The following is a 14,490-nucleotide window of genomic DNA, read 5'->3' on the forward strand; positions in this document are numbered from 1 at the left end:
CCATCCGCGTCGCGGCAACTCGAGTTTCATTCACTCACGCCAGCCGCCGGACAGCGGAAACACGTCAGCGCAATGACGCATGCCGACGTGCACACCACAACACAACCGCTACTACCGCCGCGGCAAATCTGCGCGCAACAAACGATGGCGTTTGCCCGTGCAAGTGACGCGGTCAAGAAGCGCTTCCCAGAAAGGAAGAAGCCGTGATAGACAAAGCCCCGTTCCCAGGGCTCCGGCGTTGTTGATTAGCAGGCTTGTGAGCTGGGTTGATGATCTTTGGTGCCGCGCTATTGGGGCCGGAGTGTAGGCACGGGCTATCTGGAGAACGATCGAGTTGGTTACTGTTCGTCGTTGGTCTGGAGTTGCCCGTGCCTACCGTTTCAGTATTGCGTGTGTCGTCGGTTCCAGAGGTGTTCGACCGCTGGAGTCCTGGTGAGCGCAGCGAGTTCATCGGATCGGAGTTTCTCGATGTGTTGGCCTCGGTGCCAGACCCGAGGGGCCCACGCGGTCGGAGGTATTCGCTGATGGCTTTGTTGGCGATCGCGGTTCTGGCCACTGCCGCGGGGATGCGCGGCTATGCTGGTTTTGCCACATGGGCGGCCACCGCTCCCGATGATGTGTTGGCCCAATTAGGGGTCCGGTTCCGGCGGCCCAGTGAGAAGACCTTCCGCGCTGTTTTGTCTCGGCTAGACCCCGCCGACCTCAACGCCAGGATGGGCAGTTACTTCACTGCACACGTGGCCAGCAGCGACCCCAGTGGATTGGTGCCGATCGCGTTGGACGGCAAGATGCTGCGTGGTGCTTTACGCGCCAAAGCGACAGCCACGCATCTCGTGTCGGTGTTCGCCCACCGTGCCCGATTGGTGCTCGGTCAACTCGCTGTCGCCGAGAAAAGCAATGAAATTCCCTGCGTACGTGCCCTGCTCACGCTGCTGCCGGGTAGCTTGCGGTGGCTGGTCACCGTGGATGCGATGCATACCCAGGTCGTCACCGCGAAGTTGATCTGCGCCACCTTGAAGTCGCACTACCTGATGATCGTCAAGTCCAACCAAGCCAAAATATTTGCGCGTATCACCGCGCTGCCCTGGGCCGAGGTGCCCGCAGCCGCTACCGACGACTCCCGCGGCCACGGCCGTGTCGAGACCCGCACCCTGCAAATCATCACCGCTGCACGAGGAATCGGCTTCCCCTACGCAAAACAAATCATCCGGATCACTCGTGAACGCTTGATCACCGCCACCGACCAGCGCAGCGTGGAGGTGGTCTATGCCATTTGCAGCCTGCCGTTCGAGCACGCCCGCCCTACCGCGATCATGACCTGGATGCGTCAACACTGGGGAATCGAGAACAGCCTGCACTGGATACGCGACGTCACCTTCGACGAAGACCGTCAAAGGGCACATACCGGAAACGGCGCACAGGTCCTAGCAACGCTACGCAACACCGCGATCAATCTGCACCGCCTCAACGGCGCCGACAACATCGCCGAAGCCTGCCGGATCACCGCTTTGACCGCCAACCGCCGCCTAGACCTCCTCAATCCACAATTCCCCAGCTCACAAGCCTGCTAATCAACAACGCCGGAGCCCTGGCCCCGTTCCGAGGCGCACGTACCGTTCTTCACAACACCACGACGGCGAGCATGCAGCCGACAACCACGCACCCGGCCCAAGCCAGAAGGCTTCGTAGTTCTGGGGAACTGCTTGGCGCGCGAGATGTATCGGCCCACAACAAGCCACGCAACGTCGACAACACCAGGGGTGGTAACGCGCCCGCCAACGAGCGGCGCCGCCGGCCCGGTCGCCCCCGTGGCAACAGCTCCGACACTCGGCAGCGCATTCTCGCCAGTGCTCGCGAACTGTTTGCGAGCAACGGTATCGACCGAACATCGATACGGGCGGTGGCCGCGGCGGCAGATGTCGATGCGGCGCTCGTGCATCACTACTTCGGCACCAAGCAGCAGCTGTTCGCCGCCGCGATCCACCTTCCCATCGACCCAAAGCTCGTGCTGAAACGCATGCAGAACACCCCAACCGCTGAACTCGGATTCGCGCTGCCGTCCATGCTGCTGCCGATGTGGGATTCCGAACTCGGCACGGGGTTGATCGCCTCGCTGCGCTCCCTGTTCGGCGGCGGCGATGTGGACTTGGCACGCTCATTCCTGCAAGAAGTCGTCACCGCCGAGATGGCGTCGCTGGTCGACAATCCAGCGGGAACGGGCATGATCCGTGCCCAGCTAGTCGCGTCGCAATTGCTGGGCGTCGTCATGGCTCGCTACATCTTGCAGATCGAGCCGTTCGCCTCGATGCCGGCAGAGGACATCGCGCGAGCCATCGCGCCGAACCTGCAGCGTTACCTCACTGGGGAAATCTAGGTCCCGCGCCCATCGTTGATCGGGCGTGCTCGCCGTCGTCATCGGCAGCGCGGGCCTGGTCGACAAGTGGCGCCGGGAGACAGTCTTGGTGCGGTGGGCCGGTCGAGGCGGCGGAATCGTCGAGTAGATTCCCGTGTTCGGTGCCGGCCCGCCGCAATCGGCGCTACCGGCTTCGCTGTTTATCCGGTTTACCCGCGCCATGCGATCCGGCACCCGTGCCGGCCCGGGGTTCTTGGGTTCCGGGCCAGCACGCCCCGGTCGGTGTCTCACGTTCGCAACCGTTGCGGACACATCGTTGACACCGGCGTAACAAGTTTGGCATCGATGCTTCCTATGGTGAGGCGGTCCGCCTTCCGCGGTGCAGGACGTCGCGGACCCCCTTACTGGTAGGAGCTCAGTTGAGCGGAAACGCAGTTCGCCTGCAGGCGATCAACAACGTCGAGGCATATGTCCCCCCAGCCGTCAGTTTCGTCGCGGGCGAGGCCCCGGGCGAGATCTTCGGCTCCAACGTCTTCACCAAAGCGGAGATGCAGGCACGGCTGCCAAAAGCGGTGTTCAAGTCGGTCCTCGCCACCATCGACAAAGGCGCCAGGCTCGACCCTGCGGTCGCCGACGCGGTCGCGGTGGCGATGAAGGACTGGGCGCTGGAGAAGGGCGCCACCCACTACGCTCACGTCTTCTACCCGATGACGGGGTTGACCGCCGAAAAGCACGACAGCTTCTTGGAACCCACCGCCGACGGACAGACGATGGCCGAGTTCGCGGGCAAGACGCTGATCCAGGGTGAGCCCGACGCGTCGAGTTTCCCGTCCGGCGGGTTGCGCAGCACGTTCGAGGCGCGCGGCTACACCGGCTGGGACGTCACCAGCCCGGCCTATGTTCTGGAAAACCCGAACGGCAACACCCTGTGCATTCCCACGATTTTCGTCTCGATGACCGGGGATGCCCTCGACTACAAGACGCCGCTGCTGCGCAGCCAGCAGGCCATGGGCATCCATGCCGAGCGCATTCTGAAACTGTTCGGCCACAAGGAACTCAACAAGGTCGTCTCGTTCTGCGGTCCAGAACAGGAGTACTTCCTGGTCGACAGGCACTTCTTCGTGGCGCGGCCCGACCTGGTCAACGCCGGTCGCACCGTCTTCGGCGCCAAGCCACCCAAGGGCCAGGAGTTCGACGACCACTACTTCGACGCAGTCCCCGAGCGGGTACTGGGCTTCATGATGGACACCGAGCGGGAGCTGTTCAAACTGGGCATTCCCGCCAAGACCCGCCACAACGAGGTCGCCCCGGGCCAGTTCGAGGTGGCGCCGATGTTCGAACGGGCCAACATCGCTTCTGACCACCAGCAGCTGCTGATGACGGTCTTCAAGACGCTGGCCAAAAAGCACGGCATGGAATGCCTGTTCCACGAGAAGCCATTCGCGGGGGTCAACGGTTCGGGTAAGCACGTCAACTTCTCGGTCGGCAATGCCGAGCTCGGCTCACTGCTGGTTCCCGGCGATACGCCACACGAAAATGCGCAGTTCCTGGTGTTCTGCGCCGCGGTGATCCGTGCCGTGCACAAATATGCTGGGCTGCTTCGGGTTTCAGTTGCATCGGCCACCAACGACCACCGGTTGGGGGCCAACGAGGCGCCACCGGCGATCATCTCGATCTTCCTTGGTGAGCAGCTTGCCGATGTGTTCGAGCAGATCGCCAAAGGTGCGGCCACTTCGTCAAAGGGCAAGGGCACCATGATTATTGGGGTCGACACCCTGCCGCCGCTACCCACCGATCCCGGCGACCGCAACCGCACCAGCCCATTTGCGTTCACCGGCAACCGGTTCGAATTCCGCGCACCCGGCTCGGGCCAGACGGTTGCGGTACCGATGACCATCCTCAACACGATCATGGCCGACTCGTTCGACTACATGGCCACGGTCTTGGAGAAGGCCGTCGAGGACGGGGAGGACTTCGACGCCGCGGTGCAGAAGCTGCTCACCGAGATCATCACCGAACACGGTGCGGTGGTGTTCAACGGTGACGGCTATTCGGAGAACTGGCAGGTCGAGGCGGCCGAACGAGGCTTGCCGAACCTCAAGACCACGCTGGACGCCATTCCCGAGTTGATCAAGCCGGAGTCGATCGACCTTTTCCACAAGTACGACGTCTTCAATGAACGAGAGCTGCACAGCCGCTACGAGGTCCGTTTGGAGCAGTACGCGCTGACCATCGCGGTCGAGGCGAGGCTGACGTTGGAGATGGGGACGACGGTTATCCTGCCGGCGGCGATGCGCTACCAGACCGAACTCGCCCAGAACGTCGCCGCTCTAAAGGCCGCTGGCGTTGAACCGAGCATGGTCGCGCTGGAAGCGATTTCGGCTCCGCTGTCGGATCTGTCCGCGGCACTGGCGTCACTGAAGATGGCGTTGTCCGAGCACTCGGCGGATTCGGCGCTCAGCGAGGCCAAGCATGCCCAGGAGGCGCTGCTGCCCGCGATGGACGCGGTGCGCTGCGCCGCTGACACGTTGGAAAGCGTTGTGGCCAATGACTTGTGGCCGCTTCCCACCTACCAGGAGATGCTCTACATCCTGTGATGAGCCCGTCGGGCGTGGGGGTCGGCCGCGTCAGCGGACACTGGTGATTCAGCCCCCACGCCCGGCGCTCTGCGCTAGCACCGGGGCCGCTGCTGCGCACCCGGTTGCTCATCGAGGCCGGCCGCCATCCCCACGCGACCGGATGCCACGTCAATATTTGAGCGATTTCACCGGTCTCTTGATCCCGTGATAGGCACCAGCCCTGCCGCGCCCGACCGACGCCGGTGCACGGCAATCACCCGCGGCACTACGCAGCTAGATGCGACACCTACTGGTGTCCGGGCGGGCGTAGACCCAGAGCGCGCAACAGGTCGTCAGGCTCCCACCGCGGGCTGCTCACCGCGTCACCGGAGTCGCGCAACCGTCCGCTCTGGGCCCGAAGCCCCGAGCGCTTCTTTGAATGCCGGCGCAATCCACGAAGGCTCGTCAGCGGAAGGAACAAGGTCGGCCCGTCGCGCTCAACCCCGGTCCGCCGCGCCGGACCGCCTTGGTTCGCCGAACTGTCCGAGTGGGCCGGGTTGACCGGCTGCAGCGGGTTGGTTGCATGCACCAGTTGAGCTTTAGTCGACATCGTCAAGGAAGGTTCGGCCGTCGCGGAGGCCGCTGTCGGCAGCGCCGATGTTGCCGTCGGCGCCAACAGTTCGCCCACACCGCCGACGGCTCCAGGGGCACCGCTGCCCACGGCCCCCAACGGCCCGCCTGCCAAGGCGGCCGTGCCATATCCATCCAATGACCTGCCAAGGCCGGAGCCGAGCCCGACGCCATGACCAGGACTGTGGCCGCTGGCCGAGCTGGTCGCACCGGCACCGTGGTCACCACCGGTGCTGGCAACACCTTGGCCCGCCGAACCACCGCCGCCTGCTCCGCTCGAGCTGGCGGCCGCGTCGGTACCGCCGGCCGAGTTAGCCGCCCCGCCGGCCCTGGCCGCGCCGCCGTCGCTGACGTGCGAGCTAGCCATGCCGTCTCCGCTACCACCTCCGGCACCGCCGTGTTGTACGCCGGTGCCCACCGACGCAGCATCTCCGTTGCCGGCCGCAGGTCCGGAGTGCACCGTGGCCTGGGCGGGACTGCCTCCGGTTCCGGCCGCGGCCGTAGCGCCGGCGGGTCCGACCGGTGCGGCGTTAGCGGTGGGTTGACCGACATCGCCAAATCCGCCGGCACCGCCATGCAGACCGCCGCCGATGGCGCCGTTTCCCGTTCCGGGTCCCCCGGCCTGCCCCTCTGCCGGCGCGGTGAACACGCCGATCGCCTTCTCCAACGGCGAGGCGTTGGTGGCCTCGGTGGAGCCGTACGCTTGCGCGCTCGTTTGCAGGATCTCGACAAACCGGTCGTGAAACTCCGCTGCTTTGGCACTGAGAACCTGGTAGTTGTAGGCGTGCGCGCCGAACAACGACGCGATTCCTGCCGAGACGATGTCGCCGCCCGCGGGCTGCACGGCCGCCGTCGGGGCCGCGGCAGCCGCACTGGCTTGGCGCATCGTCGAAGCGATCGCGGCCAAATCCCCGGCCGTGGCGGCCAGCAGGTTCGGCGAAGTGGTCACGTGCGGCATGAACGTACTCCAACTCCAACTACCAAAACCCGACAGTCATCGGATCGCGACTTCACAAAAACTATCAGCTATCAGCCGAAATGTTAGCCCGATCCGGGAAGACAGCTCAGGATTCACGCACCCTGAGGCTCCGCTCGCGAACTCGCCGGCGCCCCAGCATAGCGGCAGGCGCCAACTGCGTGCCGGTGCACGGCCATCAAGAGTGCGTGCCGCTGCCGCCAAGAGGACTGTCACCGAACATGTTTGGTTCGAAATGCTCTTGTGACCGACGGCGCTCATCGATACCCAATCTCATCCGTAGCAAATCGTTTTGGAGAAGACACGGTTACGACGTCCCCGCCGCGCATCGGTTCGGCAACTAAATCGGCCGCTCGTCTAGGAAAGATCTCCGGACGGCGATACAGTTCCGCCGCACCGTTCGTTCGCGGAGATACCTTCTGAGCGCGATCATGAGAAGAGTTGTCGTTGAGAAAGTTTGATCGAATCAACATCGCTGTGGTTGCCAGTGCCGGGTTGTGCGGGGCCGCCTTTGCGTTCAGCCCCAGCGCGGCGGCGACGCCGTTACGAACGGGCGACCCCAGTTGTGTGGAACAGATGGCGGGGGTTGGAGCACCCGCGGCGGGTGCGGCGCCAGTGATGGCGCCGATCCTGCCCGGCCCCCCGGTAGCGGGGGCGGTGCCCGTCGCGGGCGGCCCATTGCTGCCGGTGCCCGCCGCCGGCCCGGTACCGATCCCGGCACCGGTGCCCGCGGGCGCCCCGGTACCACTGCCAGCCGGCGCGCCAGTACCAGTACCAGTACCAGTGCCGGTGGCGGTTGGCGCTCCGGTGCCGGTAGCGGCTCCGGGACCGGCCGCCGCGCCACTACTGCTTCAGGCCGGGGGCAAAGGCGAGCCCACCGCCATCGACCCGGCGCTGACGGCTGACCCAGTCGTCCTACCTGGTCCCCCGCCGGCACCGGCCCCTGCCCCACCGGCACCCACGGTGGTCACTGGCGCGACGTTAGCCGGGGCCACCCAACCGGTTGCGCCCTGCTGCAACCCCTGATCAGTTGCTGGGCGGTGCTGGCTCTTCGGGCTGGCCCGGCAGTCCCTCAACAGCGCGGGTGGGGATGGGATCGGCCGACTTGATTGTGCGGGCGGGGATGGGATCGGCCGACTTGACTTGCGAGGGAACCCCTTCCTTCACAATCACCGGGTCGCCGACGTTGACCGTGTTGAAGTACCATTCGGCGTCGGCGGGGCTCAGGCTGATGCAGCCATGGCTGATGTTCTCCACCCCCATTGCTTGTGTCGCCCACGGAGCGGAATGCACATACAGGCCGCGGCCGGTGATGCGAACGGCGTAGTCCACCGTGAGCCGATAACCGTCAGGAGCATCCACGGGTATTCCGACGCTGCTCGAATCCATGATCACCGAACGATCTTTCGAAAAGACGGTGTAGGTGCCGACCGGCGTCGGATACTCCGATCTACCCATCGAGGCGGGAAGCACCCCATCTTCACCCCAATGGGGACGGTGGTGCGGGGCGGGTAACCGAGGCGGCGGTTCCGCGTCGACCCCATCGATAGTCACGGTGAAGGTGTGATTTGCGATGTCGGCAACACCGAGGACCTCCGGACCCGTCTTGAACTGCGAGGATACGCCGCCCGCCGAGAGGGCCACGGTGCTGTGCGCCGGCCAGAATTGATCGGGAACCCACTGCACAACGTTGTTGTCGAGCCACTGGTACCTACCGGTCATCGCGGGCGCCGACTTCACCGCGATGGCGCGCTCGGCCGCATGCCGGTCGGCGACCGGCCCGCTGAACGTCACCACCACGGGGTGCGCAACACCCACCACCTCGCCCCGCGTGGGTCGAAGTGATGCAATCGATAAATAGCCCTGCGACCGGTTGATCCCCGCCAGACGTACGTCACCTGGCCCTGCGACCACTGCCGCAGCGATCCCGATCACCACTAGAACAGACCTAACAACTGCCCGCATCGCGTTTATCACCCTTTGAGATGACCAAATTGTCATTGTTGTTTCGACGATGTTAGGGGCGACATGGCAGACGGTGCGTAAGTACGCGTGACCTGAATGGTCAAGGCTTCGAAAAGATTTGGTCACAGGCGGCCGATGTGACAAATGGTCTCACCGAAACTCATCACGATGAATTGAGCTGAAGCAACGCCGCACGACCGCGCAATCGCGGGCCCGGAGCCAACCAACAAATCGCCTCGCCTCGCGACCCAGCGCGGCTTCGCCGCCGAGTTGTTCGGCGGGCCGGCGGCTCGGCAAATTGACGTTCCCGACGCCCGCCGGGTGGCGCGAGCGTGTAGAACGTCATTGTGCGCCATGTGCAAGACACCGTGTCCACCCCCGACGACAGCTGTCCGGTGAGCCTGTTCGTACCTGATACCTGCGAACCGGTGCCGGGCGTCGTCATGTATCCCGATGTCGGCGGATTCCGGCCGACCTTTCAGGAGATGGCGGCGACCCTGGCCGGTTTCGGCTATGCGGTGTTGCTACCCGACATGTACTACCGCCATCGTGGCTACGCCCCATTCTCGTTGCCGTCGGCATTCACCGATCCAGGCGAGCGGGCACGGATGATGGCATTGGGAGACAGTTTGATCCCCGACATGATGGCCAGTGATGCCGATGCCTACTTCGACTACCTGAGTACGCGAGCAGAGGTGCGCGACAACAGCTTTGGTGTATGCGGATACTGCAGAGGCGGACGGGTCTCAATGATCGTCGCCGGACGATGTCCGGATCGTGTCGCGGCAGTCGCGTCATTCCACGGAAGTCAATTGGCTGCCGACAGTCCCAACAGTCCGCACCTGCTGGCCAGCCGGATGCGCGCGAAAGTGTATGTCGCCGCGGCAGACAACGATGCACTGTTCCCTCCGCAGCAGGCCGCAACCCTGCGCAGGGCCCTGACCGCGGCCGGAGTGGACCACACGATCGAAACCTATGCCGCCGAACACGGATTCGCCGTTGCGGACAACCCCGGCTACGACGCCGATGCGGCCCGCCGCCACTGGGATGCGTTGCGCGACTTCTTCGGTTCGACGCTAGGTGCCCAACCGGGCAACACCGGTTGAATTAGACCTAAGACGCCTAAGACGCCCCGCTGGTGTCCTTGGTCAAGTGCTGGCCGGTCTGCGGATTGACCGCGGTTTCGCCCGCCGGCAAGTTCGACAGGTCTGCCGCAATCACCGTCTGCATGTCTCCCGAGTCGGGCAGGGCCAGATGCGCGGGCGGGGACACGGCCGGCTCGAGGAGCAGATCGGCACTGTGGCGCCGCAGCGTACGGCCGCGGAAGAAGCCGGGCGAGATCGCCCACCAGATCAACATCACCACCACGCCGAGCAGCATGGACCCCACCCCGACCACCGCCACCGCGCCGAACCCGAAGATCGTGACATTGTGGCCGTTCTCGACGAGCCAGTCCCGCTTCGCGTACTCGATCAGGCCGAAGATGAAGACCACCGTCAACACCACCCCGCCGGTCAGCAGCACGACGCCGCGCTTGACGAAGTTGCGCAGCGACTTGGTCAGCGTCGCACGGTAATAGTGCGCGCAGGCATATCCGGTGAGCCCGTAGTAGAACGCGATCACCAACCCAACCGAACCGATCAGTGCGCTCAGCAGGTTGCGGCTGACCAGCGTGAACAGCACATAGAACAAGATCGACACCGCTCCCATCGCGATCGTCGACACGGTGGGCGTGAGGTAGCGAGGGTGGATTTTGGCGAACGACGCGGGCAGTGCCTTGTACACCGCCATCGACAGCGTGGTGCGCGCCGTGGGCAGGATTGTGGTCTGCGTCGAGGCCGACGCGGAGGTCAGGATCGACGCCGAGAGCAACAGCAGCCCGATCTTGCCGAGGACGCCGTCGCCGAACAAGGCCGGCCCGACCGCGGCGAAGACATCGTTGGAATTGTCCGGATTTCCCAGTCCGATGCCGTCGACGCCGACACCGGCGGAGGCGATACTCGCCACCGTGACCACCGCATAGGTGGCCAGCAGCAGAAACGTTGAGATCACCGCCGCACGCCCGGGGGTGCGGCCGGGGTCATCGGTCTCCTCGTTACATGCCACCGCGGTGTCAAAGCCCCAGTAGATGAAGATGGTGATGAGCAACGCCGGCGCCATTTGGGTGCCAAAGTCCAAACCGCTGGGCCACAACCAGGACAACGAGGGCCGCAACGAGCCCACATCGCCATGATTGGTGTAGACCCTGGCCAGCGCGACGGCCGCCAGAGCGACCAGCACAACGAGTTCCACCGATAGCAACACGTACTGCATCCGCGCAGAGACGTCGGTGCCTCGATAGCAGATGTAGGTCATCACCACGATCCAGGCGACGCCCGCGACCGTGGACCACAACGTGCTGTGCGCCAGGTTGCTCGCCGACTGCCAGCCAAGCTCGCCGACGAACGTAAAGGAATACGCACCGGCGATTTGCGCCAAGTTGGCCATCACGATCACGTCGGCGGCGATGATGCCCCAGCCCCCGAGCCACCCGGTAACCGGCCCGAAGGCCCGCGATGCCCAGGTGAAGGTCGTCCCGCAATCGGGTTCGGCCTTGTTGAGCTCCTGGTAGGCGACGGCGATCATGTACATCGGAATGAACGAGAGCAGCACGATCGCCGGCGCCTTGACGCCGCAAAGCAACTCGCCGCGGCTTGCCACGATGAGTCCCGACGTCGCCGCCAGACTGTAGGCGGGTGCCGTGGAGGCCGTACCGATAACAACACTGGATAGCAGCCCCACGGCGCCACCTTTGAGACCCTTGCCTTCCACCGCGACGCTCGTGGCCTCACCCTGGCTCACACAATCTCCTTCGATCGGTTGATGACTGGTCTTCTTGTCAGCGTCAAGGTGCCCCGCTATCGAGGATGTGGCAACTCGAAACCGGATCTGGGCGCGTCACCATGCCGACCGGCGAGTCGCCGGCGGTCGCGGCTTGGCGATCAACTCCTGGCAGGTACCTCCTGAAGGCCCCACGGCGCCCCGTAGGCACTCAGCAGCTCGAGGAAGGGCACCGCGTCGAACGCTTCCGGACCCAGCACTCCCCTGCCGCTCCAGGTGCCACTGGCCAACAGTTCCAGCGCCACAACGGGGTTGATCGCGGTTTGCCAGACCACACACTGGTGTCCGTACTCGTTCATCGACCATTGGTTGTCGACGACGTGATACAGATAGGTCGAGCGCGGGTTGCCGTCCTTGCCAGTTCCGGTCACCCACAACCCCGCGCATGTCTTGCCGTGCATCTTCGGCCCCAGCGTGGCGGGATCGGGCAGGCAGGCGGCGACCACATCGCGCGGGCTGACTTGCGCGCCGCCGACGGTGATCTTCTCGGTGCGATCCAGCCCCAGCTTGCGCAGCGTCTTGAGCACTTCGATGAACTCGGTACCCAGACCGTATTTGAAGGTGGCGCGCTTGGCTTTGACCCAGCGGGGCATCAGCAGCACTTCCTCGTGCTCCACGTTGACGCATTCCACCGGTCCGATCCCGTCTGGGAAGTCGAAAACCTCTGGTTCGCTGAAGGGTTCGGTAACAAACCAGCCACGATCGTGCTCCCAGATCACCGGCGGGTTCAGGCATTCTTCGATGGTGGTCCAGATCGAGAACGACGGCGCAAAGTCATACCCGTCCACGGTCAGGTTCGCGCCGTCGCGGGTCCCCAGTTCGTCGATGTCGGTGAATAGGTGATCGGCGGCGTAGCGGGCAAACACATCGGAAAGCCCCGGCTCGACTCCCATTCCCACCAGCGCGAGCCGATCCGCGGCCCGCCATTGGTCGTCGGCGGCGAACTGCTCGTCACCGAGCTTGACCCCGGTCAGCTGGTAGGGCTGTTCGGGATGGCGCTCAGACAGGCTCATCGCCATGTCCAGGTAGTCGGCCCCGGCGGCCAGCGCCCCTTCGAAGATCGGCATCACGAATCGCGGGTCGACCGCATTGACTACGTGGGTGATCTGATGACGGCGCACCGCGGCGGCTACCGCGTCCGCAGATCCGGCATCAAGAGCGGCTGAGCAGAACCGCGCATCGGCCACCGCCTGCGCGGCACGGCTGGCCCGCGCCTCGTCGTAGTCACAGACCACCACATGTTCGAAGAAGCTGCGGCGCGCGGCAATCGCGCAGAATGCCGAGCCCACGCCGCCAGCGCCGACCAACAAGATGCGCATCGGTGTCGTCGTCACTGTGAAACCACCGCCACTGAGTATGTAACTGGCGCTTCGACATTAGCCACGCTGTATCCAGACCTTTCTGACCAGCCCGCGGTATCGGGCAGATTCGGCATGCTCGGCGTTCACCGGGCACGTGGGATGCATTGCTTAGATCGGTTCTGCGGCATCACATCCGCGCTTGCCCACCCGCGGCGGGCACGATTCATCAATCCCCACTCTCCGTGTCGAGCTGAATCGGGCTGGTCGGATCGCCCCGGTCCGGTAAACCGTCGGGCGATCTCAAGAACTAGATTCGCGTGGAAAAGATTGTTCGATGCCAAGGCTTTTCAGCGACACCAGTGATGTCGCTCATGACATGTTTGATGGTGAGGTATTCCTCGAACGAGTACTCGGACATGTCTTTTCCGAACCCGGACGCTGCCACGCCGCCGTGCGGCATCTCGCTGACGATCGGAATGTGGTCATTGATCCACACGCAGCCCGCCGAGATCTCTCGCGAGGCCCGTTGCGCCCGGTAGACATCGCGGGTCCATGCCGATGCGGCCAACCCGTAGTCGGTGTCGTTTGCCTGTCGCAGCGCGTCGTCGTCGCCGTCGTGCGCACGCACCGTGAGTACCGGGCCGAAGATCTCTTCGCGGTAGGCCTGTGACTGTTCGCCGACGTCGGCCAGCAGCGTCGGCAGATAAAAGGCACCGGCCAAATCCGGAATCCGGCCACCCACCACGATGCGGGCTCCCTGCGCCGGAGCCTTGGCCAAGATGTCGGCCACCCGGTCACGATGGGCGAGCGAGATGAGCGGCCCGATGTCGGTGTCGGGGTCCATGGGGTCGCCGATCACGACCGTCGACATCACGTCGGCCACCCCGGCCACGAAGTCGTGGTACAGCTCGCGCGCGACAATGGCACGGGTCGCCGCTGCGCAGTCCTGCCCCGAGTTGATCAGCGCGCCGGCCACCGCTCCTTGTATCGCGGCATCCAGGTCAGCGTCGTCGAACACGACAAACGGGGCCTTGCCTCCGAGCTCGAGCTGGGTGCGGCGGCCGTGCGTGGCAGCGGCGGCCATCACCTTGCGCCCCACCGCGGTGGACCCGGTGAAGGTGACCAGGTCGACGCCGGGGTGAGCGGCCAGTGCCGCCCCCACGTCGGCGCCCAGTCCCGTCACGACGTTCAGCACGCCATCGGGCAGACTGGCCTCGGCGGCCAGCCGCGCCAGGGTCAGCGTGGTGAGCGGGGTGAGTTCGCTCGGCTTGATGACGACGGTGCACCCGGCCGCCAACGCCGGCATCACCTTCCACACCGCCATCTGCAGCGGGTAATTCCACGGCGTGATGGTGGCCACCACGCCGATCGCCTCACGGCGGATGCTCGAGGTGTGATCGGCGGAGTATTCGGCGGTGGCCTGACCCGGCAAACGCCGCGCGGCGCCGGCGAAGAACCGGATGTTGTCGACGCTGCCGGGCACGTCAAATTCCTCGGCCAGCCGTAGTGGCTTGCCGGTCTGGCACACCTCTTCGGCGATCAGTTCGGGTGCGCGCTGCTCGAGTAAGTCCGCAAGCTTGGCCAGCACGGCGGAGCGTTCGGCCGGCGTCACGCCGGCCCATTGGGGCAGGTCACGTCGCGCCGCTACGACAGCGCGGTCGACGTCGGCCGGTGTGGCCAGGGCCAGCTCGGCGATGGTTTCCTGAGTCGCGGGGTTGATTACCGCATGTTGGCGCCCGCCCGTGCTGTGAGCTGCACCGTTAATCCAACTTCCGGCCACCGACACAGTCGTTGTCATGGCGATAAGATATCTGACCACGTGCGGTT

The 14,490-nt window shown here is 64.8% G+C and carries 9 protein-coding genes and 1 pseudogene; 5 read left to right on the forward strand and 5 right to left on the reverse strand.

Going from position 1 to position 14,490, the window contains the following annotated elements:
- Positions 1-368 precede the first annotated feature (368 nt).
- The 3 genes from MPSD_RS17875 (at position 369) to MPSD_RS17885 (ending at position 4,950) form a co-directional block, all read left to right on the forward strand.
- The gene (locus MPSD_RS17875; RefSeq protein ID WP_420811896.1) at positions 369-1,571 is read left to right on the forward strand and encodes an ISAs1-like element IS2404/ISMul1 family transposase; all 1,203 of its coding nucleotides are present in this window, start codon (positions 369-371) and stop codon (positions 1,569-1,571) included.
- A gap of 71 nt (positions 1,572-1,642) precedes the next feature.
- Entirely contained in the window at positions 1,643-2,374 is a 732-nt protein-coding gene (locus tag MPSD_RS17880) for a TetR/AcrR family transcriptional regulator (RefSeq protein WP_020786865.1), read from the forward strand.
- Positions 2,375-2,772: 398 nt separating this feature from the next.
- Positions 2,773-4,950, forward strand: a complete 2,178-nt coding sequence (locus MPSD_RS17885; RefSeq protein ID WP_086085672.1) for a glutamine synthetase III family protein — start codon at positions 2,773-2,775, stop codon at positions 4,948-4,950.
- 268 nt (positions 4,951-5,218) lie between these two features.
- Here MPSD_RS17885 and MPSD_RS17890 read toward each other — a convergent pair whose 3' ends face one another.
- Positions 5,219-6,499 carry a PE family protein gene (locus MPSD_RS17890; protein WP_020786862.1) on the reverse strand — a complete coding sequence of 427 codons (1,281 nt, stop codon included), beginning with the start codon at positions 6,497-6,499 and terminating at the stop codon, positions 5,219-5,221.
- 465 nt (positions 6,500-6,964) lie between these two features.
- On the opposite strand from MPSD_RS17890, the gene MPSD_RS29550 reads away from it, so the two are divergent.
- On the forward strand, positions 6,965-7,543 hold the full coding sequence (locus tag MPSD_RS29550) for a hypothetical protein (RefSeq protein WP_020786861.1): 579 nt from the start codon (positions 6,965-6,967) through the stop codon (positions 7,541-7,543).
- Between the two features lie 132 nt (positions 7,544-7,675).
- Here MPSD_RS29550 and MPSD_RS17900 read toward each other — a convergent pair.
- A pseudogene (locus tag MPSD_RS17900) lies at positions 7,676-8,482 on the reverse strand (L,D-transpeptidase); the annotation flags it as partial.
- A gap of 347 nt (positions 8,483-8,829) precedes the next feature.
- Between MPSD_RS17900 and MPSD_RS17905 the strand changes: the two are divergent.
- On the forward strand, positions 8,830-9,588 hold the full coding sequence (locus tag MPSD_RS17905) for a dienelactone hydrolase family protein (RefSeq protein WP_086085673.1): 759 nt from the start codon (positions 8,830-8,832) through the stop codon (positions 9,586-9,588).
- A gap of 16 nt (positions 9,589-9,604) precedes the next feature.
- On the opposite strand, the gene MPSD_RS17910 is transcribed toward MPSD_RS17905, so the two are convergent.
- The 3 genes from MPSD_RS17910 to MPSD_RS17920 all read right to left on the reverse strand — a co-directional run bounded on the left by MPSD_RS17910 (position 9,605) and on the right by MPSD_RS17920 (position 14,461).
- Positions 9,605-11,323 (reverse strand): APC family permease, encoded by a 1,719-nt coding sequence (locus MPSD_RS17910; RefSeq protein ID WP_020786858.1) that lies wholly within the window; start codon positions 11,321-11,323, stop codon positions 9,605-9,607.
- A gap of 140 nt (positions 11,324-11,463) precedes the next feature.
- Positions 11,464-12,681, reverse strand: a complete 1,218-nt coding sequence (locus MPSD_RS17915) for a saccharopine dehydrogenase family protein (protein WP_036426461.1) — start codon at positions 12,679-12,681, stop codon at positions 11,464-11,466.
- Between the two features lie 289 nt (positions 12,682-12,970).
- The gene (locus MPSD_RS17920; RefSeq protein WP_086085674.1) at positions 12,971-14,461 is read right to left on the reverse strand and encodes a gamma-aminobutyraldehyde dehydrogenase; all 1,491 of its coding nucleotides are present in this window, start codon (positions 14,459-14,461) and stop codon (positions 12,971-12,973) included.
- Between the last annotated feature and the right edge of the window lie 29 nt (positions 14,462-14,490).

The sequence above is a fragment of the Mycobacterium pseudoshottsii JCM 15466 genome, from assembly GCF_003584745.1.
Classification (GTDB): domain Bacteria; phylum Actinomycetota; class Actinomycetes; order Mycobacteriales; family Mycobacteriaceae; genus Mycobacterium; species Mycobacterium marinum.